The sequence below is a fragment of the Symbiopectobacterium purcellii genome, assembly GCF_019797845.1.
Lineage (GTDB): Bacteria > Pseudomonadota > Gammaproteobacteria > Enterobacterales > Enterobacteriaceae > Symbiopectobacterium > Symbiopectobacterium purcellii.
This window is the reverse complement of record NZ_CP081864.1, coordinates 2,314,294-2,340,796: the sequence shown is the minus strand read 5'-3', so window position 1 is coordinate 2,340,796 and position 26,503 is coordinate 2,314,294. Positions and strand designations below refer to the sequence as shown.

Sequence of the window (26,503 nt, the reverse complement as noted above, 5' to 3'; positions counted from 1 at the left end):
GGGCCAATTTCAGGCACCAATAGTGGATGAAGAGTACCGCTGACTTTAGTTAAATAAAGTGTTCTGCTTAACAAAATGAGGTCATGGCCCTGATAATTGTAGGGCAATTTGTGACCGGTAAGACAAACACGTCTCGATGCGTGGGAAACATATGGCTTTTTGGTGTGCCATCGGACGTTGTAAGTGGCTGGTTCATCCCTGCTAATGGTGGTAGCATGAAGTTTGTCACCAATCCCACGCTTCGTGGGATTTTGATTTTGTGCCAGGTGTACCAATTTAACGACGGTTGGTTAGATGGTTACACAATGTTTTGAAAACTAAATGAATTCATTTTCGTATGTGATCTTTCGTGTGGGTCACCACTGCGAATAAGGGAACTAGAATGCCTGTTATTACGCTTCCTGATGGAAGTCAGCGTCAATACGATCGTGCCGTTTCTCCTTTTGATGTTGCACTGGATATTGGTCCGGGTTTGGCGAAAGCCTGTATCGCGGGCCGCGTTAACGGTGAACTGGTCGATGCCAGAGATCTGATCGATTCTGATGCACAATTGGCGATTATTACCGCCAAGGATCAAGAGGGGCTGGAGATCCTGCGTCACTCTTGTGCGCATCTGTTGGGACACGCCATCAAGCAACTGTGGCCGGATACCAAAATGGCGATCGGTCCGGTCATCGATAATGGTTTTTACTATGACGTTGATTTAGATCTTACGCTGACGCAGGAAGATATCGATCTGCTTGAAAAGCGCATGCACGAACTGGCCGACAAAGATTACGACGTCATCAAGAAAAAGGTCAGTTGGCAGGAAGCGCGTGATGTTTTCGCCGCGCGTGGCGAGACCTATAAGGTCGCCATTCTGGATGAGAACATCAGCCACGACGATCGTCCTGGTCTGTATCATCATGAAGAATACATCGACATGTGTCGTGGTCCGCATGTACCCAATATGCGTTTCTGCCATCATTTCAAATTGCAGAAAACCTCGGGTGCCTATTGGCGTGGCGACAGCAAAAACAAAATGTTGCAGCGTATCTACGGTACGGCCTGGGCGGACAAAAAACAGTTGGGCGCTTATTTGCAGCGTCTGGAAGAAGCCTCCAAGCGCGATCACCGCAAAATCGGCAAGCAGCTCGACCTGTATCATATGCAGGAAGAAGCGCCAGGCATGGTGTTCTGGCACAACGATGGCTGGACGGTATTCCGCGAACTGGAAGCGTTTGTGCGCATGAAGCTCAAAGAGTACCAGTATCAGGAAGTGAAAGGGCCCTTTATGATGGACCGTGTGCTGTGGGAAAAAACCGGGCACTGGGAAAACTACAAAGAAGCCATGTTCACCACCTCATCAGAGAACCGTGAATATTGCATTAAGCCGATGAACTGCCCGGGGCATGTGCAAATTTTCAATCAGGGCTTGAAATCTTATCGCGATTTGCCGCTGCGTATGGCTGAATTCGGCAGTTGCCACCGCAACGAACCGTCAGGCTCCCTGCACGGGTTGATGCGTGTGCGCGGGTTTACTCAGGATGATGCCCATATCTTCTGTACCGAAGAGCAGGTTCGTGCGGAAGTGAATAGCTGTATCAAGATGGTGTACGACATGTACAGCACCTTCGGCTTTGAAAAAATCGTCGTTAAGCTTTCCACGCGCCCTGAAAAGCGCATCGGCAGCGATGAGATGTGGGATCGCGCTGAGCACGATTTGGCCGCTGCGCTGACAGAGAACGGGATTCCTTTTGATTATCAGCCGGGTGAAGGGGCGTTCTATGGTCCGAAAATTGAATTTACTTTGCACGATTGTTTGGATCGCGCTTGGCAATGTGGTACGGTGCAGCTCGACTTTTCACTGCCAGGCCGTTTAAACGCCTCTTATGTGGGCGAAAGCAACGAGCGCCAGGTGCCGGTGATGATTCACCGCGCCATATTGGGTTCCATGGAGCGCTTCATCGGTATTCTTACCGAGGAGTTCGCCGGATTCTTCCCAACCTGGTTGGCACCGGTGCAAGCTGTGGTGATGAATATCACCGATGGACAGTCCGAATATGTCAGTGAATTGACACGAAAACTGCAAGATGCAGGTATTCGTGTAAAAGCGGACTTGAGAAATGAGAAAATAGGCTTTAAAATCCGCGAGCACACTTTACGACGTGTTCCCTATATTCTTGTTTGCGGTGATAAAGAGGTGGAAGCGGGCAAAGTGGCCGTTCGCACCCGTCGCGGCAAAGATTTGGGAAGCATCGACGTTAACGAAGTGATCAAGCAGCTGCAACAAGAAATTCGCAGCCGTAGTCTTCATCAGTTGGAGGAATAAGGTATAAAAGGTGGAAAACGAGTTCAACCGGCGCGTCCTAATCGCATCAATAGAGAAATTCGCGCGCAAGAGGTACGTCTAACAGGCGTCGATGGCGAGCAGATTGGCATTGTCAGTCTGAATGAAGCGTTAGAGAAAGCCGAGGAAGCAGGTGTTGATTTAGTTGAAATCAGTCCTAACGCCGAGCCGCCGGTTTGCCGAATCATGGATTACGGCAAGTTCCTCTACGAGAAGAGTAAGGCCACCAAGGAACAGAAGAAGAAACAAAAAGTTATCCAGGTTAAGGAAATTAAATTCCGTCCTGGTACCGATGATGGCGACTATCAGGTCAAACTACGCAACCTGATTCGCTTTCTGGAAGACGGTGACAAGGCCAAAATCACCCTGCGTTTTCGCGGACGTGAAATGGCGCACCAACAGATTGGTATCGAAGTGCTTAACCGCGTTCGTGACGATCTGAGTGAACTGGCAGTGGTCGAATCCTTCCCTACGAAGATCGAAGGCCGCCAGATGATCATGGTGCTCGCACCGAAGAAGAAACAGTAAGGCATTCAAGTAATAGAACCCGTGCGGTGTTCGCACCGCGCGGGTTTTGTTCGCCTTAGCTGATTCGTTATATCAACAATGCGAAGTGGAAATTAACATGCCAAAAATCAAAACAGTACGTGGCGCCGCTAAACGCTTTAAAAAGACCGCCAAAGGTGGTTTTAAGCGTAAGCATGCTAACCTGCGTCATATTCTGACCAAAAAAGCGACTAAACGTAAACGTCATCTGCGTCCGAAAGGTATGGTCTCCAAAGGAGATCTGGGCCTTGTGATCGCATGTCTGCCGTACGCATAAGTAACCTTTTTGAATCAAGAATAAGACTTTAGGAGAGAGCATATGGCTCGCGTAAAACGTGGTGTGGTTGCTCGTGCACGTCACAAGAAAATTCTGAAACAAGCGAAAGGTTACTACGGTGCCCGTTCGCGCGTTTATCGTGTTGCCTTCCAGGCAGTAATCAAAGCTGGTCAGTACGCTTACCGCGACCGTCGTCAACGTAAACGTCAATTCCGCCAGCTGTGGATTGCACGTATCAATGCAGCAGCTCGCCAAAATGGCTTGTCTTACAGCAAATTCATCAATGGCCTGAAAAAAGCCTCTGTTGAAATCGACCGTAAGATCCTGGCTGATATCGCCGTATTCGACAAAGTGGCATTCACTGCACTGGTTGAAAAAGCGAAAGCAGCCCTGGCGTAAGCCAGTGGAAAGAGGGAGCTTTGCTCCCTCTTTTCGTTTAAGGAGCGGCCAATGTGTCCTTTATGTCACATTGAACGATATCCATAACGGTTGTGATTGACTTTTTATCTGCGCCGATTTCCAATAAGATCGCGCTGTTGGTAGTAACATTTTTACTGTAAACGTGTCCGCCGAGAGGTTCTTGGCGATAAACATCGACACTGGTGACGCGCAAGCGTATTGACATTAAGGTAACGCAAGTATGACTACTGCTATTTTCCGTTTCTTTTTTTACTTTAGCACCTGATCTCAGGAGGCTTTGCGCGTAAGAAAAGAAACGAAAAATAGCGCTTGAAGCCTCCCGCCGGGAGGCTTTTTTGTTTGCGTTTGGTTCTAATCATGATAACTGGCCATACAGGCAGAAGAAGAGGAATGCAATGCCACATCTCGCAGAGCTGGTAGCGAATGCCAGAACAGCCATAGACGCGGCTCAGGATATTGCGACGCTGGATAATGTGCGTGTCGAATACCTGGGCAAAAAAGGGCATTTAACCCTGCAAATGACAACGCTACGCGATTTGCCCGCAGACGAACGCCCTGCGGCAGGTGCGGTCATCAACCAGGCGAAGCAGGATGTGCAAGACGCGCTGAACGTCCGCAAACAAACACTGGAGTCGGCGGTGCTGAACGCCCGTCTGGCCGAAGAAACCCTCGATGTTTCCCTGCCGGGCCGCACCATGGAAAACGGCGGTTTGCATCCGGTCACGCGCACCATCGATCGTATCGAAACTTTCTTTGGTGAATTGGGTTTCTCGGTAGCCACCGGGCCGGAAATCGAAGATGCTTATTATAACTTTGATGCGTTGAATATCCCGGGGCACCATCCCGCGCGTGCCGACCATGACACCTTTTGGTTTGATGCGACGCGTTTACTGCGTACCCAAACCTCTGGGGTGCAAATTCGTACCATGGAAAAACAGCAGCCACCGATCCGCATTATCGCGCCAGGCCGCGTCTATCGTAACGATTACGACCAAACGCATACGCCGATGTTCCATCAAATGGAAGGGCTGATTGTGGATAAAAACATCAGCTTTACCAACCTGAAAGGCACGCTGCATGATTTCCTGCGTAACTTCTTCGAAGAGGATTTGCAGGTACGTTTCCGCCCGTCCTATTTCCCGTTTACTGAACCGTCCGCAGAAGTGGATGTGATGGGTAAAAACGGGAAATGGCTTGAAGTGCTGGGCTGCGGCATGGTGCACCCTAATGTATTGCGTAACGTGGGTATCGATCCGGAAATGTACTCCGGTTTCGCGTTTGGTATGGGGATGGAGCGTCTGACCATGTTGCGCTATGGCGTAACCGATTTGCGCGCATTCTTCGAAAACGATCTTCGCTTCCTCAAACAGTTTAAGTAAGGCGGGTACAGTATTATGAAATTCAGTGAACATTGGCTGCGCGAGTGGGTTAACCCGGCGATCAGCAGTGACGAACTGTCAGAACAGATTACCATGGCCGGCCTGGAAGTGGATGGCGTTGAGGCAGTTGCAGGGGCGTTTCATGGTGTGGTGGTAGGCGAAGTCGTTGAATGCGGTCAGCATCCTAATGCCGATAAGCTGCGCGTCACCAAAATTAACGTGGGCGGTGAACGTCTGCTGGATATCGTGTGTGGTGCTCCAAACTGCCGTCAAGGGCTGCGCGTGGCTGTTGCAACTATTGGTGCCGTGCTGCCGGGCGATTTCAAAATCAAGGCCGCCAAGCTGCGTGGTGAACCCTCGGAAGGGATGCTGTGCTCGTTCTCCGAACTGGGCATTTCTGAAGACCATAGCGGCATTATCGAATTGCCGCACGATGCGCCGATCGGTACTGACATCCGCGCTTACCTGGGGTTGGATGATAATGCCATCGAAATCAGCGTGACGCCTAACCGCGCCGACTGCTTGAGTATCATTGGCGTGGCCCGTGATGTTGCAGTGCTGAATCAACTGCCGTTGACGGCACCGGACATTACGCCGGTCGCCGCAACGGTGTCCGATACCTTTCCGATCCGTGTAGAAGCGTCCGACGCTTGCCCTCGCTATTTGGGACGCGTGGTGAAGGGCATTGATGTGAAGGCGGCAACGCCGCTGTGGATGCGCGAGAAGCTGCGTCGTTGCGGTATCCGCTCCATCGATGCCGTGGTGGATGTGACCAACTACGTGCTGCTGGAGTTGGGGCAGCCGATGCACGCTTTCGACCGAGATCGTCTGGATGGCGGTATCGTGGTGCGTTTGGCGCAGGAAGGCGAAACCCTGACGCTGCTGGATGGTAATGAAGCAACCTTGAATGCTGATACCCTGGTGATTGCCGATCACAGCAAAGCACTGGCAATGGGCGGTATTTTCGGCGGTGAACACTCTGGCGTTAACGGTGAAACCCGTAACGTGCTGCTTGAATGTGCCTATTTCCATCCGCTGGCGATCACCGGCCGAGCCCGCCGTCACGGTTTGCATACCGATGCCTCGCACCGTTATGAGCGCGGTGTCGATCCTGCGTTGCAGTACAAAGCGATGGAGCGTGCGACCCAACTGCTGCTAAGTATTTGCGGCGGTGATGCCGGGCCGGTGATTGATGTGACCTCTGAAACACATTTGCCCACCCGTGCTACGATTACGCTGCGCAGAGAAAAACTGGACCGGTTGATCGGGCATGTGGTTCCCGATGAACAGGTAAGCGATATCTTGACTCGCCTGGGTTGCAGCGTGGCACGCACGGATGCAGGCTGGACCGCCGTAGCACCGAGCTGGCGTTTTGACATGGAGATTGAAGAGGATTTGGTGGAAGAGGTTGCCCGTGTTTACGGCTACAACAATATTCCCAATATTCCAACCCATGCACCGCTGACCATGACATCGCACCGTGAATCGGCGCTTTCGCTTAAGCGCGTGAAAACGCTGCTGGTTGACCGCGGCTATCAGGAAGCGATTACTTACAGCTTTGTCGATCCTAAAGTGCAATCGCTGATTCACCCAGGTGAAGAAGCATTGATTCTGCCAAGCCCGATTTCCATTGAAATGTCAGCAATGCGCCTGTCACTGTGGAGCGGCTTGCTCGGTGCGGTGGTATATAACCAAAACCGCCAGCAGAGTCGCCTGCGCCTCTTTGAAAGCGGTTTAAGATTCGTTCCTGATAGTCAGGATAAACTCGGTATTCGTCAGGATCTTATGTTAGCTGGCGTGATTACTGGGAATCGCTATGATGAACATTGGGATCTGGCGCGTCAGACGGTTGACTTCTATGATCTCAAAGGCGATTTGGAAGCGCTGCTGTCACTGACAGGTAAACTTTCGGAAATTGAGTTCAAAGCAGAATCACACCCGGCGTTGCATCCGGGCCAGAGTGCAGCAATTTATCTGGTAGGGGAACCGGTTGGTTTCATTGGTGTAATCCATCCAGAGCTGGAACGTAAACTGGATCTGAATGGTCGCACTGTGGTGTTCGAATTGAGCTGGAACAAGGTCGCAGACCGCGTGGTTCCTGATGCGAGCGAAATTTCTCGCTACCCGTCGAACCGTCGTGACATCGCGGTTGTGGTAGCAGAAAACGTTTCGGCAGGCGAAGTTTTGTCAGAATGTAAGAAAGTTGGCGCAAATCAGTTAGTTGGCGTAAACTTGTTTGACGTGTACCGAGGCAAGGGCGTGGAAGAAGGGTATAAGAGCCTGGCGATCAGTCTGGTATTGCAAGATACCTCTCGTACACTGGCAGAAGAGGATATTGCCGCTACCGTATCACAATGCGTAGAGGCACTAAAACAGCGATTCCAAGCATCCTTGAGGGATTGAACCTATGGCGCTTACTAAAGCTGAAATGTCAGAATACCTGTTTGAAAAGCTTGGGCTGAGTAAACGGGATGCCAAAGAACTCGTCGAACTTTTTTTTGAAGAAGTTCGTCGCGCTCTGGAAAATGGTGAGCAGGTAAAGTTATCGGGGTTTGGTAATTTCTATCTGCGCGACAAGAACCAACGGCCGGGACGTAACCCTAAAACGGGTGAAGATATTCCGATTACGGCGCGCCGGGTGGTCACCTTCCGTCCAGGGCAAAAGCTCAAAAGCAGAGTCGAGAACGCCTCTCCCAAAGAGTAGTTCTTACATGCAATTCACAAAAAGGCCGCGTCAGCGGCCTTTTTTTATGCCGTGATGGGGGCTGGCGATCTGCGGTTGTCGTACCCGCGTCGCGGTTTCCTGCCGTGGCGTATGTGCCGGTACGGGGCGATGATCATCTATTAAATGACGTATCGCCAGAATAGGGTGGTGCAATAACATGCGTGGTCCCGACCAACGCATAATGGCGCGAATCTGTTCGCGTCTGGCGGGTTGATAGCAGTGAATCGGACAATGCTTGCAGGCTTGCTTTTCTTCGCCAAACTGACAGCGCTCAAGGCGATTGGTGGCATAGGCAGAAAGTTGTTGATAGCGTTCGCCGTCCCCCTCGTCTGCGGGATGGTGCTTTTCATACAGATCTATCATCAGCAGAATGGTGTGTAGTTCTCGCAGACGATATTTTCCCATCGGTTGTCGTGCCACAGTTGGTCTCTCATCCCGCCATCTTTATTCATGTATTTTAAATGCATTTTATTGGGTAGGACACCATGAATGTCAAAAAAGCGGGGAAAAAAAGGGAGTAGGTAGGAAAAAGGCGAGAGGCAACGCTCTCGCCTGAAGGTTACCGCATAGCGATGAGGCCGTTACGCCTGACCAAACTGGGCCTGATGCAAGCGGGCATAGCTGCCGCTGTTATCGAGCAGAGTCTGGTGGCTGCCTTGCTCAATAATCCGTCCTTCATCCACCACCACGATACGATCGGCGTTCTGAATGGTCGCCAGGCGGTGTGCTATCACAAGCGTAGTACGACCGCTTGATAGCTCGCTTAGTGACTGCTGAATAGCCTGTTCCGTTGCTGTGTCTAACGCAGAGGTGGCCTCGTCCAAAATCAGAATCGGTGGGTTTTTAAGGAAAATCCGCGCGATAGATAAACGCTGCTTCTGACCCCCAGAGAGTTTCACCCCACGCTCACCCACCACGGTATTCAATCCGTCAGGCAGGGTGGCGATCAGTTCATCGAGCTTGGCGCGCTGAGCGGCGTGCATCACTTCTTCATCGCTCGCGCCCAGTTTACCGTAAGCAATGTTCTCCCGGATGGTACCACCAAACAAAAAGACATCTTGCTGTACGATACCGATCTGGTGGCGCAATGATGCTTGCGTCATGTTTCGGATATCTATCCCATCAATGGTGATAGCACCCGCGTTTAAATCGTAAAAACGGGGTAGCAGAGAACACAACGTGGTTTTCCCTGCGCCAGATGGACCAACAAATGCCACGGTTTCACCCGCATGGATAGAGAGGGTGATGTCATGCAGCGTCGGTCTTTCTGGCGTGTAACCAAAACTCACGTGTTCGAAACGGATATCACCTTTCAGGTGCGTGACAGCGCGAGCGTCGCTGGCATCCTTGATATCAGGCACCGTATCGATCAACTGTGTGAAACGCTTAAACCCGGCAATCCCTTTCGGATAGCTCTCCAATACGGAGGTTATCTTGGCCACCGGACGGAAGAACACTTCAATCAGCAGCAGGAAACCAATAAAGCCACCGTAAGAGAGTTCTCCTTGAATCACATACCATATGCCCGCCAACATGATGATCAGTTGTATTAAGCGCGTGCTGAGGTAGCTCAGTGTCAGGCTAGCGGTCATGATGCGGTAGGCTTGCAGTTTGATGGTGCGATAGTTTTCGTTGTCCTGCGCGAACAGCGCCTTTTCATGAGACTCATTGGCAAACGCCTTAACCACGCGGATACCGCCAATGCTCTCTTCAATGCGTGCATTAAAGTTACTGACCTGACCGAACAGACGCCGCCAGGTGTCCGTCATCTGTGCACCGTAGCGACTGACCAGATAGGTCATGAACGGCACAATAACCACAGTAATCATCGCCAAAGGCAGGTGCACGGTGGCCATCAGGATAAAGGCACCAATAAAGGTCATAATGGCGAGGAAAAGGTCTTCCGGGCCGTGGTGGGCTACTTCGCCAACCTCCTCAAGATCTTTGGTCACATGGGTGATGATATGCCCGGTTTTCATATTATCGAAATAGCGGAACGGCAGGTTTTGCAGGTGCTCAAAAGCCTGACGACGCATATCAGTTTCGATACCGACGCCCAGCGCGTGTCCCCAGTAGTTCACGATGGCCATCAGCGCGGTATTGAGTAGGTAGACCAGCAGCAAGGCAACGGAGGCGAGTAAAATGAGTGACCAATCCTGAGCCGGTAATAGTTTGTCGATGAAGGCCTTGATGGCTATCGGGAAACCAAGCTCGAGCAAACCGGCGATGATGGCACAGCCAAAATCAAGAACAAATAGCCCCTTGTAGGGGGCATAGTACGCAAAAAAACGCTTTAACATACAATACGATGAAATGAGTTAAATAAATGTGAAACGCACTATAACAGGTATTGTCTGCTGAAGGGAGTGCGATAAAACCCTACTGTTTTTGTGTCTCGCGCGTTGCCCACCAACAGACCAATGAACCCAGCGTAATCATGGCGACACCCTGCCAAAAGGCCAAATCAGGCACGGTATGCAGCCAGAGGGCGGCCAGCAGCGTTGAGAACACCGGCGTAAAATAAGACGCCGTCGCGAGCAATGTCATGTTGCCACGCTGAATGCCGGTATTCCAGGCAGAGTAGGCGACCGCTGTCGATGCCCCCATAAACAGCAATTCCAGTCCGGTAGTGAGTGAAAACGTCATCGGTGGCCTGGCTGAGACGGCGAATTGAATCCACAGCACCACGCTGACCGCCAGGAAGAACAGGGTATTGCCACTTTTCCCCCGAGCAAGCCGCTTGGTGATATTGCAATAGAGTGCCCAGGAAATGGCCGCTGCAAAGGCCAGGCCGTAGGCCAACGGGTTAGTCAGAATGTTTTGCCACATTACTAATGGCGACCAGTGGCTTTCTCCCTTCATCATCCAGACGATACCGGCCAGCGCGAGCGCGACGCCAATCCATAGCCCAAGGCTGCTTTTTTGTTGATTGATAAAAACCGCAAACAAGAGCGTGAGGCTTGGCCAAAGGTAATTGATCATCCCCATTTCCATTGCCTGAACGCGATTCGCGGCAAAGCCGATGGAGAGTGACAGGAAGATTTCGTAACAGACGAAAAGCAATCCACCGCCAAACAAATAGCCTTTGGAAAAACCGCGCAGAGACGGGAAAATCCAGAGAACAGCACCAGACAGAGTGTACAGGTGCTGTATATCATCGCCGCCCCTCCGACAGGGCCGAGGGCTTCGGTTAAACTGCGTAACAGGCCGACAGAAGTACTCCAGAGCAGAATGGCTAACAGGCCTGCCAGCGTGGCGCGTTGTGGGGTCATATCCATGTTGATTATCATTGTTCCAAAAGCAAACGGATGCCGTTTCCGGCATCCGTGCAGCGTCTACTGCCTGCCTATCAGTGCCAGAAATCGTCAAATACAGTAACCGGAGGACGGCGTTTATGTTCGGTCTTTTTATACCAGTTTTCGATAATAGCGGCGCGATCGGCGTCGAGCGTTTTTCCTTCCAGGTAGTCATCAATTTCGTTATAGGTGACGCCAAGAGCGGTTTCATCAGGCAAAGAAGGGAGGTTCTCTTCCAGATCGGCTGTCGGGGCTTTGGTGTACAGGTGCTGCGGACAGCCAAGTACCTTCAGCAGCGCTTTTCCTTGCCGTTTATTTAAACGAAAAATAGGATTGATATCCGTGCCGCCGTCGCCGTATTTGGTAAAGAACCCCGTGACGGCTTCTGCCGCATGGTCGGTGCCGACCACCAGACCCGCGTTCATCCCCGCAATGCTGTATTGCGCTTTCATGCGCTCACGCGCCTTTTCATTGCCTTTGACAAAATCGGATAGCGTCACGCCGATGGCGGCCAGGGTGGCTTCACTGGCTTCGACGGCGGGCTTGATGTTCACTGTCAAAACGTTGTCCGGTTGGATGAAGGCGATGGCGTCCTGGCAATCGGCCTCATCCGCCTGAATGCCATACGGTAAGCGTACAGCGATAAACTGATAACGCGTATCGCCGGTTTCGCTGCGTAACTCATTGATGGCCGTCTGACACAGTTTACCGGTCAGTGTGGAATCTTGTCCGCCGCTGATCCCGAGTACTAACGAACGAATGAAGGGATTAGCCTTAAGATAATTCTTTAAAAAATCAACGCTGATGCGAATCTCGGCATCAGGATCGACAATAGGTTTAACACCCAGTGCCTGGATGATCTCTTGCTGCAATGACATGGTGGCCCCCTTCCTGAACCTGTTGATACTGCGAAATAATTAGCTTGATGGTTAGAGTGTAAAGCTAATCGTCGTGAAGAAAAAGGACAAGCAGTGCGCGCGTATTTTTCGTTTTATTGGCGCAAAAAGGGTTAGCGAGATGGTAAAATGTGGTCGAATACTGATTTGAAAAATTGCAGCGAGCCATCTAGCCTTGTCAGTGAACCATTAATGAATGAGGTAATAACATGAAAAATAATCAACTACTGTTATGTCTTGGTGCTGCGGGGGCTCTCCTTCTCTCTGGGTGTTCAGCCTACAATCGTGCAGAAAGTAGCTTTACCGAGCCGGTGGTTAAAGAGGTGAAGGCCGGACAGACCAAACAGCAAGTGCTGCAAATTGCCGGCACGCCTGCGTCAGAAGTACGGTTGAAAAACGCCAGAGGCACCTGCTTTAACTACCTGTTGAAAAACCGTGATGGTACGGCGCAGAACTATTTCGTGAGTTTCAACGACCGTGGACAGGTGTTGAACAAAGGTTTCCAAAGCTGCGAGGCCTATGACACTAATCCCCAACGGTAATTGTGTTATACGCGTATAACCGTCTGCATAAACAAAAACCGGCAGGGTAGTCCTGCCGGTTTTTTTATGACGCAATGCGTTCACCTGGCTATCAGGTGTGGGATGCGTTCAACACGGACTCATCGTCTGCCGCAAAACGCGCCTTGTCGGTTTGTTGTAGTAACTGGCTGGTTACCGTGCCTGCCGTCATTGAACCGCTCACATTGAGCGCGGTACGCCCCATATCAATCAACGGCTCGATAGAGATCAGCAGTGCGACCAACGTTACCGGCAATCCCATGGCGGGCAGAACGATCAGTGCAGCGAACGTCGCGCCGTCGCCTACGCCTGCAACGCCGGCAGAACTGATGGTCACAATACCCACTAGCGTGGCAATCCACACCGGGTCCAGCGGATTGATACCGACGGTAGGCGCGACCATGACGGCGAGCATAGCGGGATAGAGCCCGGCACAGCCGTTTTGCCCAATGGTGGTGCCAAAGGACGCGGCAAAGCTGGCGATAGATTCCGGCACGCCGATGCGGCGCGTTTGCGCCTCTATGCTGAGCGGAATGGTGGCTGCGCTCGAACGACTGGTAAAAGCAAAGCTCAGCACTGGGGCAATTTTGCGAAAGAAACGCAGTGGGTTGATACCCGTTGAGGCTAACAGCACACCATGAACCACAAACATGATGCCAAGGCCAAGGTAAGAGGCGACCACAAAGCTACCCAGCTTGATGATATCCTGCAAATTCGACGTTGCGACCATTTTGGTCATCAGCGCCAACACACCGTAGGGCGTCAGTTTCATCACCAGGCGAACCAACTTCATCACCCAGGATTGCAGCGTATCGATCGCCGCCAAGACGCGTTCACCCTTGGCCGCATCATCGCGATGCAGTTGCAGTGCTGCAATACCGAGCAGCGCGGCGAAAATTACCGTACTGATAATTGACGTGGGGTTAGCGCCGGTAAGCTCTGCGAACGGGTTTTTCGGGATAAAAGACAGGATCAATTGCGGCACACTGAGATCGGACACTTTGCCCGCGTAATTGCTCTCAATGGCGCTAAGACGCGCGGTTTCCTGCGCACCTTGCACCAGCCCTGAAGCTTTAAGGCCAAACAGCAGGGTAACTACTACGCCGATCAGCGCTGCGATCAGGGTGGTTAACAGCAGGGTACCCAGTGTTAGTACGCTGATTTTTCCTAATGATGATGCATTGTGCAGCTTGGCAACCGAATTCAAAATTGAAACGAAAACCAGCGGCATAACAATCATTTGTAACAGTTGAACGTAACCGTTACCCACGATGTTAAACCAGGCAACGGAAGCCTTGATGACCGGATTGTTGCCGCCATACACCAGATGCAGCGCCAAGCCGAACAGTACGCCGATAACCAGACCGAGCAGAACCTTTTTCGCCAGACTCCACGTCGGGTTACGGCTGGCATAAGCAAGCAGGGCGATCAACGCCAAAAAAACGATAATATTAGCCAATAGCGCAACGGACATACCGTCTCCTCCCTTAAAATGTAAACGGGCGCTAGGATAACAGCTCCTTATGGCTTGCGTTATACCAATCCGGCGTATCTTTTACTTAAATCGTATAGCGTTTTCGCTGGTCATGAGGAGCGCTAGCGGAGCAACTGGGTGAATTGACTGCGGGCGGAATCATACCAGCGACAGGCCTGCTCGTAGCCGTAACAGGCACCTGCGCGCGGTGTGTGGTACAGCGAAAACCCGATCAGTGCCAGACACAGTACTCGCTCGAGCTGGTTGCCTTTCTGGCTGTTGATCAGCGGCAAGCGAAAGCGCCAGCGGCACGGCCACAGTAAGGGAACGCCGGCTGAGGTCAACATATCGGCCATGATATGACTGAGATAGCCAATCAGCATGGCGTGGTAGGCATCAGTCGGGATGGGCCAATCGGCAGGCAATTGCAGACGGATAAAACAGATGACTGCCACAATGGCCAGCAAACTGTGGGTGAAACCTCGGTGTCCAAAAGCGCGGGCAACAGGCCCGGAAATCCAGCGTAAACGTTGCCCCAATACCGATTTGGGGTGGTCGATATCTGGCAGTAACGCCGTCAGCAGCGCCCCCGGAATGATATGCCACCAGTCTCCGTTCGCCAGCGCTGGCGTGAGTTCTGCGTTTTTGGCAAAAATAGCGCAGGCGACGGAGAATAGCAGATGTCCTTCCGCAGTCATGGGGTTTCTCAGTGAACTGTTATTTTATCCAGTATAGAGAAATATTCTCCGCTGCGGAAGTTGTGACGGCGTAACTATTTATGTCTTTCGGTTATTTCTTGCTGCTGGTGCTATCAACGGGCAATGCACTGAGCCAGGCATGGACCAATTGTGGCCAGACGGCGACCGGCAGCCCCGTGGTGCCGCGAATGCCAAAACCGTGTTTGCCCTTTTCAAACAGATGCATTTCCACCGGAATATGCTTCGCCTTCAGCGCAGAAAACATCACCACGCTGTTTTCGACGGAGACTGACGGATCATCGACAGCATGCACTAAAAAGGTCGGTGGCGTTTGCGCATTGACATGCTGATCCGGCGAAAAGCGCACAATACCCGCATCGTCAGGGTGCTGACCCAGTAATTGTTTGCGTGAGCCGGTATGGCCGATATCATCACGCATGGAAATCACCGGATACATCAGTACCATAAAGTCAGGACGCGCACTCAGCCGGTCGATATCATCCTGGGCTGTGGTTACCACTCGGTCAAATTGGGTGCCCAGGGTGGCAGCCACGTGTCCGCCAGCGGAGAACCCCATAACACCAATGCGCTGTGGATTGAGCTTCCAGTTGGCTGCCTGTGCCCGCAGCGTGCGCAACGCACGCTGTGCATCCGCCAGCGGGGCATCTGCGCCCTCTTTGTGGCCTTCCCCCGGCATACGGTAGGTCATCACGAACAAGGTATAACCCTGTGCGTTGAAATAGGGTGCCAAATCGCTGCCTTCTTTATCCAACACCACGCGTTGGTAAGAGCCGCCCGGGGTTACCAAAATCCCTACGCCATTGGGTTTTTCTGGCGCATAAACGGTAATTTCCGGGGCTCTGATTCCGGTAGCCGCACGATCGGGCATCGCCGGATCTTTACTGCGTTCAACCAGCTCGGGTTTGGCCGATGACGTTGCCGCCCCCGGCGCTTCCCCCTGTGGCCAGACAGGAAATGTGGTGTTGGCAAAACTGATTCCAGACATTGACACTAATAAGGCTCCAGCAATAAGGGAACGCGAAATCATAGTCTATTACTCGCAACAAAGTCATTAGGGAGAGGTAAGCTAGCATGGAGAGTTTGAGAGGAAAAAAAAAGGGTATTCATCACATCGGAGAGAAAATGAACACCCTAAAAACCACAAAAATATATATCAAGAAATAACGTTCATACACGAAGAGGGTAATTCAGACACAGAATACATAAACTAAAGCTGACTATCGCAATGCTAAAATTACTGCGGTACAGCTAACGGCTAAGACGTAAAAAAGGGATATTCCGGAACGCAATCACACTTTGTTAACCTGAATATCCCTGAACTGCTTTAGCCTGACTTTTAATCGTTAATGACGATTAGAAGCTATATTGGACACCTACACGGAAACGGGTCTGGCGGTGATCGTTAGTACCGCTATCAGCTACGTTACCAATCGCGGTATACGGCTTCCAGTTTTTATCCCATTTGTAGGACAGTTTTACATCGTGCTCCAATTTCCAGGTTTCTTTGTCAGATTGGAAATTCTGGTATTGGTTGGATTTTTTATAATCCATTTCGTAATCAACCTGCCAGTCCTTCAGGAACTTATAGGAAAGCACGCCGGTGATATTATAACCAGACTCGGAAGTTTGTTTTCCTTTTACGCCGATGTTGCCACTGTTACGTTTGTAGTAAGGACGATAGCGCAGTGAGTAAGACAGGTCGTTGGTAATGTTCACTTTACCGCGCAGGTAAGGGCGGTAGTTGTTGGAGTCAGAGCTTGAATCTAAAGAGAAACCAGGTTCGAGCGACCATGTTTTGTCGAAGTTGTGTACATAGCTGGCAACAACTTCAGTACCATTGCTGACAGGTTCGCTGAACGGACGGTTTGGTGTAGTGTCTTTACCACTTTGTTTCCATTTGGCTTCAACAGAAAGGCCAAAACCATTGGCAAAGCGATTGGATACTGACAAACGGTCTTTATGACCAGCACTTGGGGTATCCATCATTTCATGACGATAGTCGATTGTGACTGCCATTGCGTTGACGCTAACGAGCGAAGCCACGGCCAGAGCTAATAATTTTAATTTCATTTTATTATTTCCCATCGAGTAATAACATTTATGCTAAAAGACGCATTTGTGCTTATTGGAACAAGTTCTATTTTATTTATTCTCAAATTCTATTTTGTGATCCGGATCGGCTTGAGTAACAAAAAGTAAAATATGGTTTCAAAGTGTGAACTTGATCGGCGGGGAAATAAAAGATGTTTCAATTAAAATGAAAAAATCCCTGCCATGCAGGATGACAGGGATTTTAGGTGTATATTACATAAACACTATTACTTCATTGCACGTTTCAAAATACGTTCAGACTGACGCTGGAAGTATTTAGACGCTTCATCAACCGTTTTCTGGCCGTAGTCGATAGACTGAATGGTATCACCAAACAGCGCTACGATTTGCGGGTCATCAAAGTACGGAGAAACACCGATTTCGTGCGGTAATGTCAATGCCTGGTTCAAACCGGCAACGGCGTTGGAATCGTCTTTGATAACGCCATCGCTACGCAGTTGTGCTACAGCTGCCTTGCTCAACGGTACACCACGTTCCAGACCCAGCGCTTGAACACCTTCTTTGCTGTTCAGCAGGAAGTTGATCAGCATTGCCGCTTCTTTCGGGTGTTTAGACGATTTACCGATAGAGAGCATCTGAGCTGGTTTGAAGAACAGACCTGCGTCTTTAGCACCTGGCAGCATCGGGTAGTTACCCAGCGTCAGCTTGGCAGGCGGTTGCAGGTTATCCGAGTACTTGGTAATGGTGGAGTTCCACATGTAAGTACCGGCCCATTCGCCTGTGATCCACGGCTTCATTTCATACATGTTGCTCTTGCCGAAAGAAGCGTAGTACTTCAGGTCCGGCATAACGTGGCTATCAACCAGTTTTTTGTACATGCCGAAGAAGTCAGCCCACTGCGCGTCGGTGTACGCGAATTTCTGGGTTTTCACGTCGATGGCCGGGATGCCGTACTTCTGTACCATGTAAGAGTTCAGCAGCGCCAGCGTATCCTGGTGCTCCATGATGACAGGGTAGTACTGGCTGCCCAGTTTTTCTTTGAACACTTTACCGGCGTTCAGCAGCTCGTCCCAGGTTTTCGGGTATTCCAGGCCAGCTTTTGCCCAGGTATCGGTGTTGTAATAGAACACACGTGCAGTAACAGAAATCGGAATACCGTTCAGTTTGCCATCAACCGTGGTGTTGTTCAGTTCTTTTTGTTCGAACTGAGCCAGGTCGATAACGCCTTTCTGTTTGTTCAGATCGTAGAAACCGTCACCGTTTTTAGAGAAAATCGGCAGCCAGTTCCAGTTGGTCTGCATCACGTCAGGCTCGGTGTTACCGGCGATCTGTGTGGTCAAACGTGCCAGGTGGCCGTCCCAACCGGTGTATTCCGCTTTAACGGTGATGTTCGGATTTGCCTTTGGAAATCTTCAATCGCTTTCAGCGTCTGCTGGTGACGGCCGTTGCCGCCCCACCAGGACATACGCAGTTCAACGTTATCCGCGGCGAAAGATTGATGCGCCAGCAATGCCAGAGATGAGGCTATCAACGTGTGTAGGATCGCTTTTTTCATCGGTAACTACTCCTGTTAAAGAGAGATATTTTGTTCTGTTTTTGCATCAAAGATATGGCACTTATCCATATCAAACTTAAAGAACACCTGACGGTTCAGGCCATTCTTAATAATCAATCGCGCTTCCTCAGAAGGAATACGACTGGTTATCTCAAAGCCATCAACCTTTATGTACATAAAGAATTCATGACCCATGTTCTCTACGCGCACCAACTCGCCGACAGAGTGGTTGTCTTCAAACGCGGTATCGGAGACAGAGACATATTCAGGGCGAACGCCGAAGAAAATATCCTGTGTCAGGTGCGAGCGAACTTTATCCTGCTGTGCAGCATTCAGGGGCAGGGTGTAACCACCAACGTGCAGAGCAATCTGACCGTTAGTGTCAACCAGTTTAGCGGGCTTGATGTTCATTTCCGGCGCGCCGATAAAGCCTGCCACGAACATGTTTTTCGGATAGTGGTACAGGTTATCCGGTGTATCCACCTGCATGATGTGACCCAGTTTCATAACGCAGATACGGTCGCCCATGGTCATGGCTTCGGTCTGGTCGTGGGTTACGTAGACGCTGGTTGCCGGTTTGCCGCTTTTCTTTAACTGCTTGTGCAGGTCAGAAATACGGATACGCATGGAAGCACGCAGTTTGGCATCCAGGTTAGACAACGGTTCGTCGAACAGGAACACGTCCGGTTTTTTCACGATGGCACGGCCTACGGCCACACGCTGTGCTTGACCACCGGACAGCTGACGCGGCAGACGATCCATCAGGTCTTCCAGTTCCAAAATTTTGGCAGCTTCGTTAACCTGTTCTTCAATCTTCTCTTTCGACAATTTTGCCAGTTTCAGACCGAATGCCAGGTTCTCGCGCACTGTCATGTGCGGGTAGAGTGCATAGTTCTGGAACACCATCGCAATCCCGCGATCTTTTGGCACCAGATTGTTAACGATGCGCTCGCCGATGCGAACTTCACCGCCACTGATGGTTTCCAGACCCGCCAGCATACGCAGGGTAGTGGACTTGGCACAGCCAGACGGTCCAACGATAACCATGAACTCACCGTCTTTGATGGTCAGATCGATACCGTGAACTGCTTTGAAACCGTTGGAATATACTTTTTCCAGTTTGTTAAAAACTACTTCAGCCATGATAAATCCTCTATTAACCTTTAATTCCGCTGCTGGTCACGCCCTGAACAAAGTAGCGCTGTGCCAAGAAGAAAATGATGATGGATGGCAGGATCGAAATACTTGCCATTGCTAAGATTGCGTTCCAAGGTGCGCCTTCTGTTACGTCGATGGACATTTTCAGAGCCAACGCAATCGGGTATTTATCCACGCTGTAGACATAGATCAGCGGGCCGATAAAGTCGTTCATAGACCACATGAACTGGAACAGTGCGACAGAGATAATGGCCGGTTTCAGAATCGGCGTTACCACATACCACAGCACCTGCCAGGAGTTACAGCCGTCAATCTGCGCTGCTTCTTCCATATCACGCGGTACACCGCGCAGGAACTGAATCAACATGAAGACGAAGAACCCTTGGGTTGCAAATGCGCAAGGCAAATACAACGGCATGTAACTGTTCAGCATGCCCATTTCACGGAACATGATGTACTGAGGAATCAACAGTACGGTGCTGGGCAGCAGCATTGTAGCGATCAGGGTCGCAAACCAGAAGTTTTTCCAAGGAATCTCGAAGCGGGCAAAGCCGTAAGCCACTATAACCGAGGAGATAATGGTCAGGATCACTTTCGGGATTACAAATTTGAACGTGTTCAACATGTAATGACCGAAGTTGTATTCCGTACCGGTTTTCCAGCCGTTCACGAAACCGTCACTGGTCGGGTTATCAGGGAACAGTCCCAACGTGGTAAAGATTTCATGGTTCGGTTTGAACGATGCTGAGAACATCCACGCCAGTGGATAAAGCATCAACAAACCTACAAACAACAGAATGGTGTAGCGGATCGCCGCACTAAACTTCTCTTTACGTAAGGTACGACGAACTTCTGCTTCTGCGAGGGCTTGCTCCGATGACAGATTGGAATGGATATCAGCCATTTTTTCCTCCTTTATCGGCGGAGTAGAACACCCAGTATTTAGACGATTTAAACGATATTGATGCGAACACAGCGACAACCAGGAACAGTACCCATGCCAACGCTGCACCGTAACCCATATCGAAATACTTGAACGCCGTATCGTAGATATAGAGTGAGAACAAGTAGGTGTAGTGCGTCGGGCCACCGCCAGTAATGACGTACGGTGCGGTAAATTCCTGGAACGCTTGCGTGGTCTGCATGATGAAGTTGAAGAAGATAACCGGCGTAATCAACGGTACGGTTACTTTCAGGAACATCTGCCATTTAGACGCACCATCGATCATGGCGGCTTCGTACTGAGACTGCGGTACGTTCTGCAACGCGGCGAGGAAGATAACCATCGCGGAACCGAACTGCCATACGCGCAACAGCGTTACTGACATCAGTGCAAGTGAAGGCTCACCCAGCCAGTTGATAGCGTCAAAACCGAACACGGCCAGGAAGCTGTTCAACAGACCGTCGATGGCGAACAGGGCACGCCACAGTACGGCAATGGCTACGCTACTACCGAGAATAGACGGTACATAGTAAGCAGTACGGAAGAAACCGATACCACGCAATTTGAAATTGAGCACAAATGCAATCAGCAGTGCGAAAATCAATTTCAACGGAATGGTCAGGAATACATAGGCAAAGGTAACCCACAGGGATTTCCAGAAGAGGTCATCTTCCAGGAACATCCGATGATAGTTTTCCAAACCCGTAAACTCAGGTGGATTCATCAGGTCATATTCAGTAAAACTGAGCACGAACGATGAAATAAAGGGGAAAGCGGTAAAAACTATCAACCCTATTATATAAGGGGAGATATAGGCTAGCCCCAGCCTTTTGTTTTCATTCATAATGCTTACCTACTTAGTAATTGAGAACCATTAAAATAAAAATCAATGTGTTAATAACTCTGGATAAATTAATTCCACGTCATAAACAATTCTGTTTTCCCCATTAAAGCGAAAATCACCGTGGACGTATCCACCCTGCGTTAAAAGTGCCGGTACCGCGTCACGTTTACCGTGACAAGCAGCAACAAACGTCAGTAATGCCAGCGGAAGAGGATCATCCAAGCGTAAATAACGATGTTGTACCGAACGAACAAACAAACCATGATGAAAGTGCTGTTTGAATAAGGTTTCCGCTACGCGCCAGGCGCGTTCTGCCCATACTGGGGACTGCGTTTTTTCCGCCAGTTCCGTCAAGGCAACCAGCAGGAAAGGCGTCGCGCTGTTTTCCAGGCTATCTTGCTCGCCGCGCGTTGCCATTGTCTCGATCAGGGCGTATAGCTCGTCGTCACCGCTCAAGCTATAAGCACGTACCAGCGGCAGCAAATAATCACCTTCGAGTGCGAAGGGGGCTAATGTGGTGCCTTTCTTGCCGTAATAACCATCACGGGGGAACACAAAGCCCGTCATATCCTGGCCGTTGTTCCACATTGGTCGCAGCGTGTTGCTGGCCACGTCATAAGCGTACTGGTAGTAATTTTTTAAGCCTGAAATCACCCAGGCCAGGATGTCGCTATCGGGCTGCTGGCGAAGAATATCTAACATTGCCAACGGGTTATCAATCAATAAAGGACGCATGTCGCGGAACAGGACATTAGCCTCTTTGGCGATAACGCCAAATTCCGGACCAAACTGACGCTGTGCGCGGTCGCCAAACCAGGATTGCGTTTGGTTATCATCTTCTGGCACCGGTTGGCGTTGCAGCGGTGAACTGAACTGATACACCGGCATCCCGGTTTCGGGATTACGCGCCAACACATACTGGCGATATAAATGCTTACCCCACGCTGCCGCGGATGCATCGCCGGTGAAGTGCGCGTAAGCAAAGGCTGCATAAATCAGATCGGTACCCGCGTTGACGAAGGTCAATCCTTTGGTCAACGGCAGTGTTGGCCAGAGAGCAGGGTCAACCACATCGCGGCGCGCATGCTCAAAGACCTGCGGATCGCGCGTTTTGGCGTAATCACCGTGGCGGCCAAGGTCCAGTTGTTGCCAATCTTCAACATGGGCATTCCAGAAGCCCTGCAAATAGTTCAGTGTTTTTTCTGCGTCAACGTGGTGCAACAGCGCGTAATAGGGCAAATGGTGTTTTAATTCATGCACCATGGCTTTGGATTCCGGCCCTTCACTGCCCAACGTATCCAGATTGATAAAACGGTGTCCGCCCCAATAGAACAGGCCGCTGTTGTCATCGACATAATGTTTTAAGAAATAGTCGGTGTAACCAGTTGCCTGCTGTTCATAACGAGAGTCACCGCTAATCACGCTCATGGCGCTTAATGTTCTCAACCAGTTTTGTTGGCTGGCGAAATTCGCGATGGGCGCATCATGACCATCCGGGAATTTCCACACTACGGGTTCCTGCGTGGTGATATCGAAGCCATCCGCCCGCAGAGGCGAAGGATTTTTATGACTTTGGGCGGCCTGCGATACGCGAGCGATATGGCTATCCAAGGCGGCTAACCATTCGTTGAGTGTCGTTTCAGAGCTGGTGCGTAAAGTCGTAAAAATACTCATCGAGAACCTTCTTATCGAACTGCGTTGCAGTTCCTTATAAATAGAAACACTGTTTCGATTGATTATATTGCACTATTTGCCCACTCGTCATGCACGCAATCTCGAAAGTGTGAACAAAGTCGGAACGTTGTTTTGATTTTTTTTTAAGAAGGCGGTTTTGGCAAGGTTTACGCCACCTTGTTTTTAATAACCAATTGAAATATATATAGAAGAAAACGCATTGTTGGAACGTATCGCGTTATCTGTTAAAAAAATGTGTGAGCTTATCAGCGTGCTTTCGGCCAGAATTGCTACCGTATTGCTTTCATTGGTGAAACCAGAGAAGTGTAGTAAAGAACCGGAATGCTGCTAGCCAGGTCTGCATGCGGCTACCGGTTCTTGGTACGCTACCTTTGCGCTCGCTCACTGTCGGGAGAACGAAAGCGCCGGGCAAAACAGTTCAGGATGCGTGGCAGTGACAACCTGACTTGTTCCGGTGCGCGCCCGGCGCTTTCATGTTTGGAGAAGCGTGAAGCTGATGGTATAGCAATTCAATAAAAGTGAAATATTGTTTTATTTATTTCCTGAAGGCCGTCATGCTTTTACACCTTTTCAGTTTCGTTCGTAACGAATGTTACTAGAATGGCGCAATCCGTATGCTGTGCCTACCCACATCCCGTTGGGACTTAGGCCATAACAATGAATAGGAAGGAGTGACCATGAAACGCTACTTTATTGATGATGAAACCCCCTGGGAAGAACTGGGCGGCGGTATTAAACGCAAAATCATGACCTGGACTGACAACCTGATGATGGTGTTGGTGCATTTTGATAAAGGCGCTATCGGCACGCCGCATAAGCATGATATCCATGACCAGATCGCCTACGTTGCCGCCGGCAGCTTTGAAGTGGTGATTGAAGGAGAAAAACACATTCTGAAAACGGGCGATGCCTATCTGGCCGTTAAGAATGAAATGCACGGTGTGGTGTCATTGGAAGATGGCAGCATCTTGATTGATACCTTCAATCCGAAACGCGCTGATTTCCTCTAAGCGCCGCCGCTTTAACGCGTAGTAAACCGGCCAGACGCTTGGCCGGTTTATGTGCCCAGCCAGTTCCCGTCAGTTTCCTGTCAAATCTTCCCGCGTTAGCGCCAGCAGTGAATTCAACTTTTTGTCAGCCAGTACCCAACGTGGATCCTGTGCATGCGCATTGCTGGGTACCACGATTGAGCGCATACGCGCGGCTTTGGTGGCAATCATGCCGTTGACCGAATCTTCCAGTGTGACGCAGCGCAGCGGTGAAATATCCAGCGCCTGTGCCGCATTTAAATAGACCTGTGGGTGCGGTTTGCTGAAAGGCAGTGATTCTGCGGAGGCCAGCGTATCGAAGTAGGGTGTCAAACCGAAGGTATGCAACACGTGTTGCAGCATAAACAGTGGCGAGGCGGACGCCAGTCCGATGCGAAAGCCCTGTTCACGACACAACTGCAAAGCGTGCTCCACGCCGGGCAGGAGCGGACGGCGCTCATCCACCAGTTCAAGGGTGCGGGCGATAATACGCTTGACCACTTCACTGCGGCTGGGGGTTTTCCAGGGGGCATACTGATACCACAGGTCAACCACCAGATCGATACGCAAGCCTAGCAAATCGGGTAGGGTATCGCGCACAGAGGTATCCACGCCTAATGCCGCAATCACTTCTACCTCAGCCTGCTCCCATAAAGGTTCTGAATCGATCAGCAAGCCGTCCATATCAAACAAGGCGGCACGAGGCGTGTTGACTACAGACATCAACGTCTCCTGTCAGGTAAAAAGAGGTTATTTGGCTACGTTGGCCGCTACCTGCTCGTCCATCTCAGCCGTGTCACTCGCAGGCTACCACAGTTTTCTGTGTCATGGGATCATTGTGTCATGGTGCCTGCACTGCCTATCAACGATTATTATGGTTATAATGCAATGGGATATGTCAGCGGCTTCTGTTTCGGCGTTGCCTGCCCATTCTCCGGCGTTTATGGTGCCGGATGAAGGCTATTTTATCGCGTCATTTATAAGGGGAACTCATGACGTACCAACAGGCGGGTCTTATTGCGATTATAAAACGCATCGCAGGATGGATCCTTTTTATCCCGGCGCTGCTCTCAACCTGCATTTCGCTGGCGAACTATGTCTATCAATATACGCAAAAAAAGCAGGGTATTGATGCGGTACTTCTGGATTTCCTGCACCTGATGATTGACATGACGCGCTTTAACACGCCGTTTCTTAACCTTTTTTGGTACAACTCGCCGATGCCGGATTTCTCCCGGCCCTTCGCTGCGGCCAGTATCATGTTCTGGATTATCTATCTGCTGATTTTTGTCGGGTTGGCGCTGCAAGTTAGCGGTGCGCGCATGTCGCGGCAGGTGCGCACAGTGCGTGAGGGCATTGAAGATCAGGTGATCCTGGAGAAGATGAAGGGGAATGAGGGACGAACCCGTGAAGAGTTGGCGTCACGGGCAGAAGTGCCACACCACACCATTTTTCTGCAATATTTCCCGCTTTATATCATGCCCGTCATTACCGCCGTTGCCGGTTACCTGGTTTTGCGCCTGCTGAGCGTACCGGTGTGATAGCGGTAGCCCCCCTTGCGCCGTCATGCGCAAGGGGGACGTGACTCACGTGGTCAACTGCTGCTCAATAGCGTGTTGCGCTGCAATAATGTGTTGCCCACCAAACAGATTTGCCCGATTAAGCAGATAATAGATTTGGTATAGCGGCTGGCGTTCGATAAAGCCTTTATCCAGCGGCCAGACGTTTTGGTAACCGTCATAGATTTGCGGCGGCAGTGAGGGGGTGAGGGGTAACATCGCCAAATCACACTCTCTGTCGCCCCAATAGCTGGCGGGATCGAACAGAAAACTGCCGTCGTGATAACTGGCACAATTGTCGGGCCAAAGATCGCCGTGCAGCAGTGACGGTTGCGGTTGATGTCCGGCCAGACGTGATTCCACCTGTAAAATCAATGAATCGATATCACCGAAGTACATCCCTTTTTCAGCAGCCAGCTGTAACTGCCAGCCAATGCGCTGTTCGGCAAAGAAGGTCGCCCAACGTCGCTGCCAGCTATTAGGTTGTGGCGTGGTCGAGAGGTCATTGTCAAAATCCAAACCAAACTGGGGTTGGTCACTCCACTGATGCAGGTGCGCCAGCTGTTCTCCGAGGCACCAGGCACTGTGAGCATCCAGGGGTTTGGGGGGGAGATATTCCATCAGCAGAAAACTGTGGTCGCGTGAACTGCCTACGCCATACACGGCCGGGACGCGCACAGTACGACTGCGGGCCAGCAGCGCCAGTTGATCGGCTTCAGCGGTGAATTTGGGCAACATCTCACGGATATCGCTCTTTACGAAAACGTCATACTCCCCGTACTTGACCTGCCAGACGGTGTGCATTTCGCCAGCTTCACACGCCTGGTACTCGAAGATATCAGCGGTTCCAAGATGTTCATCCAATAGCTTGCCGATTGCTTGCCACATAGCGCCACCCCCGTTGATGATGTTACGTAGAGATTGTTACCTTAGCGTATTCCTTATCAGTAAACCTGAAGCTGTCGCACAGCATGGGCAATCGCCCACTGTGTTTGAAACCTAGAGCAGTATAGCCTGAATCGTCAGCAGCAGGCTAAAAAACGCGCTG

24 protein-coding genes, 2 pseudogenes and 1 other annotated feature are annotated in these 26,503 nt (G+C 50.7%); of the genes and pseudogenes, 11 read left to right on the top strand and 15 right to left on the bottom strand.

Annotation, left to right across the window (positions count from 1 at the left end; genetic code table 11):
• The first annotated feature begins 382 nt into the window (after positions 1 to 382).
• The 8 genes from thrS to ihfA all read left to right on the top strand — a co-directional run bounded on the left by thrS (position 383) and on the right by ihfA (position 7,655).
• The gene (thrS, locus tag K6K13_RS10845; RefSeq protein WP_222160782.1) at positions 383 to 2,311 is read left to right on the top strand and encodes a threonine--tRNA ligase; all 1,929 of its coding nucleotides are present in this window, start codon (positions 383 to 385) and stop codon (positions 2,309 to 2,311) included.
• Positions 2,312 to 2,314: 3 nt separating this feature from the next.
• Entirely contained in the window at positions 2,315 to 2,857 is a 543-nt protein-coding gene (infC, locus tag K6K13_RS10840; RefSeq protein WP_222161056.1) for a translation initiation factor IF-3, read from the top strand.
• A gap of 97 nt (positions 2,858 to 2,954) precedes the next feature.
• A complete protein-coding gene (rpmI, locus tag K6K13_RS10835; protein ID WP_222160781.1) occupies positions 2,955 to 3,152 on the top strand; it encodes a 50S ribosomal protein L35 in 198 nt (65 codons plus the stop codon).
• A 42-nt stretch (positions 3,153 to 3,194) separates the two neighbouring features.
• The gene (rplT, locus tag K6K13_RS10830; protein ID WP_222160780.1) at positions 3,195 to 3,551 is read left to right on the top strand and encodes a 50S ribosomal protein L20; all 357 of its coding nucleotides are present in this window, start codon (positions 3,195 to 3,197) and stop codon (positions 3,549 to 3,551) included.
• 236 nt (positions 3,552 to 3,787) lie between these two features.
• Positions 3,788 to 3,912 (top strand) — a sequence feature (Phe leader region).
• Positions 3,793 to 3,837, top strand: a complete 45-nt coding sequence (gene pheM, locus K6K13_RS10825; protein ID WP_195313495.1) for a pheST operon leader peptide PheM — start codon at positions 3,793 to 3,795, stop codon at positions 3,835 to 3,837. Its footprint overlaps the feature before it by 45 nt.
• 55 nt (positions 3,913 to 3,967) lie before the next feature.
• Positions 3,968 to 4,951 (top strand): phenylalanine--tRNA ligase subunit alpha, encoded by a 984-nt coding sequence (pheS, locus tag K6K13_RS10820; protein WP_222160779.1) that lies wholly within the window; start codon positions 3,968 to 3,970, stop codon positions 4,949 to 4,951.
• A 15-nt stretch (positions 4,952 to 4,966) separates the two neighbouring features.
• Positions 4,967 to 7,354 carry a phenylalanine--tRNA ligase subunit beta gene (gene pheT / locus K6K13_RS10815; protein WP_222160778.1) on the top strand — a complete coding sequence of 796 codons (2,388 nt, stop codon included), beginning with the start codon at positions 4,967 to 4,969 and terminating at the stop codon, positions 7,352 to 7,354.
• A gap of 4 nt (positions 7,355 to 7,358) precedes the next feature.
• Complete coding sequence (ihfA, locus tag K6K13_RS10810; protein WP_222160777.1) at positions 7,359 to 7,655, top strand: integration host factor subunit alpha; 297 nt, start codon at positions 7,359 to 7,361, stop codon at positions 7,653 to 7,655.
• A gap of 30 nt (positions 7,656 to 7,685) precedes the next feature.
• On the opposite strand, the gene K6K13_RS10805 is transcribed toward ihfA, so the two are convergent.
• The 4 genes and pseudogenes from K6K13_RS10805 to nadE all read right to left on the bottom strand — a co-directional run bounded on the left by K6K13_RS10805 (position 7,686) and on the right by nadE (position 11,850).
• Positions 7,686 to 8,039: a nitrous oxide-stimulated promoter family protein gene (locus K6K13_RS10805; RefSeq protein WP_252120508.1), complete on the bottom strand. Its 354-nt coding sequence runs from the start codon at positions 8,037 to 8,039 to the stop codon at positions 7,686 to 7,688.
• Between the two features lie 218 nt (positions 8,040 to 8,257).
• The gene (locus tag K6K13_RS10800; RefSeq protein ID WP_222160776.1) at positions 8,258 to 9,976 is read right to left on the bottom strand and encodes an ABC transporter ATP-binding protein; all 1,719 of its coding nucleotides are present in this window, start codon (positions 9,974 to 9,976) and stop codon (positions 8,258 to 8,260) included.
• A 79-nt stretch (positions 9,977 to 10,055) separates the two neighbouring features.
• Positions 10,056 to 10,948, bottom strand: a pseudogene (gene yddG, locus K6K13_RS10795) (aromatic amino acid DMT transporter YddG).
• Positions 10,949 to 11,025: 77 nt separating this feature from the next.
• Positions 11,026 to 11,850 (bottom strand): NAD(+) synthase, encoded by an 825-nt coding sequence (nadE, locus tag K6K13_RS10790; RefSeq protein WP_222160775.1) that lies wholly within the window; start codon positions 11,848 to 11,850, stop codon positions 11,026 to 11,028.
• Between the two features lie 227 nt (positions 11,851 to 12,077).
• Here nadE and osmE point away from each other — a divergent pair, with 227 nt between their 5' ends.
• Complete coding sequence (gene osmE, locus K6K13_RS10785) at positions 12,078 to 12,410, top strand: osmotically-inducible lipoprotein OsmE (RefSeq protein ID WP_222160774.1); 333 nt, start codon at positions 12,078 to 12,080, stop codon at positions 12,408 to 12,410.
• 91 nt (positions 12,411 to 12,501) lie between these two features.
• On the opposite strand, the gene K6K13_RS10780 is transcribed toward osmE, so the two are convergent.
• The 9 genes and pseudogenes from K6K13_RS10780 to pelW all read right to left on the bottom strand — a co-directional run bounded on the left by K6K13_RS10780 (position 12,502) and on the right by pelW (position 22,847).
• Positions 12,502 to 13,902, bottom strand: coding sequence for an L-cystine transporter (locus tag K6K13_RS10780; RefSeq protein WP_222160773.1), 1,401 nt, complete (start codon positions 13,900 to 13,902; stop codon positions 12,502 to 12,504).
• A 122-nt stretch (positions 13,903 to 14,024) separates the two neighbouring features.
• Entirely contained in the window at positions 14,025 to 14,600 is a 576-nt protein-coding gene (locus K6K13_RS10775) for a metal-dependent hydrolase (protein WP_222160772.1), read from the bottom strand.
• Positions 14,601 to 14,691: 91 nt separating this feature from the next.
• Positions 14,692 to 15,648 carry a pectin acetylesterase PaeX gene (gene paeX / locus K6K13_RS10770; protein ID WP_222160771.1) on the bottom strand — a complete coding sequence of 319 codons (957 nt, stop codon included), beginning with the start codon at positions 15,646 to 15,648 and terminating at the stop codon, positions 14,692 to 14,694.
• Between the two features lie 326 nt (positions 15,649 to 15,974).
• Positions 15,975 to 16,691, bottom strand: a complete 717-nt coding sequence (locus K6K13_RS10765) for an oligogalacturonate-specific porin KdgM family protein (RefSeq protein WP_222160770.1) — start codon at positions 16,689 to 16,691, stop codon at positions 15,975 to 15,977.
• Between the two features lie 248 nt (positions 16,692 to 16,939).
• Positions 16,940 to 18,228: pseudogene (locus tag K6K13_RS10760) on the bottom strand (ABC transporter substrate-binding protein).
• A 15-nt stretch (positions 18,229 to 18,243) separates the two neighbouring features.
• Positions 18,244 to 19,371: an ABC transporter ATP-binding protein gene (locus K6K13_RS10755; RefSeq protein ID WP_222160769.1), complete on the bottom strand. Its 1,128-nt coding sequence runs from the start codon at positions 19,369 to 19,371 to the stop codon at positions 18,244 to 18,246.
• A 13-nt stretch (positions 19,372 to 19,384) separates the two neighbouring features.
• The gene (locus tag K6K13_RS10750) at positions 19,385 to 20,290 is read right to left on the bottom strand and encodes a carbohydrate ABC transporter permease (protein WP_222160768.1); all 906 of its coding nucleotides are present in this window, start codon (positions 20,288 to 20,290) and stop codon (positions 19,385 to 19,387) included.
• A complete protein-coding gene (locus K6K13_RS10745; protein ID WP_195313325.1) occupies positions 20,283 to 21,173 on the bottom strand; it encodes a carbohydrate ABC transporter permease in 891 nt (296 codons plus the stop codon). The genes K6K13_RS10750 and K6K13_RS10745 overlap by 8 nt, the downstream gene beginning before the upstream one ends.
• A gap of 42 nt (positions 21,174 to 21,215) precedes the next feature.
• Complete coding sequence (pelW, locus tag K6K13_RS10740; protein WP_222160767.1) at positions 21,216 to 22,847, bottom strand: pectate disaccharide-lyase PelW; 1,632 nt, start codon at positions 22,845 to 22,847, stop codon at positions 21,216 to 21,218.
• 698 nt (positions 22,848 to 23,545) lie between these two features.
• On the opposite strand from pelW, the gene K6K13_RS10735 reads away from it, so the two are divergent.
• Positions 23,546 to 23,878: a cupin domain-containing protein gene (locus K6K13_RS10735; protein ID WP_195313327.1), complete on the top strand. Its 333-nt coding sequence runs from the start codon at positions 23,546 to 23,548 to the stop codon at positions 23,876 to 23,878.
• 69 nt (positions 23,879 to 23,947) lie between these two features.
• Here K6K13_RS10735 and hxpB read toward each other — a convergent pair whose 3' ends face one another.
• The gene (gene hxpB / locus K6K13_RS10730; RefSeq protein ID WP_222160766.1) at positions 23,948 to 24,619 is read right to left on the bottom strand and encodes a hexitol phosphatase HxpB; all 672 of its coding nucleotides are present in this window, start codon (positions 24,617 to 24,619) and stop codon (positions 23,948 to 23,950) included.
• A gap of 269 nt (positions 24,620 to 24,888) precedes the next feature.
• Here hxpB and K6K13_RS10725 point away from each other — a divergent pair, with 269 nt between their 5' ends.
• Positions 24,889 to 25,437, top strand: coding sequence for a YniB family protein (locus tag K6K13_RS10725; RefSeq protein ID WP_222160765.1), 549 nt, complete (start codon positions 24,889 to 24,891; stop codon positions 25,435 to 25,437).
• 45 nt (positions 25,438 to 25,482) lie between these two features.
• Here the strand turns inward: K6K13_RS10725 and K6K13_RS10720 are convergent, their stop codons facing one another.
• On the bottom strand, positions 25,483 to 26,343 hold the full coding sequence (locus K6K13_RS10720) for a fructosamine kinase family protein (protein WP_222160764.1): 861 nt from the start codon (positions 26,341 to 26,343) through the stop codon (positions 25,483 to 25,485).
• Between the last annotated feature and the right edge of the window lie 160 nt (positions 26,344 to 26,503).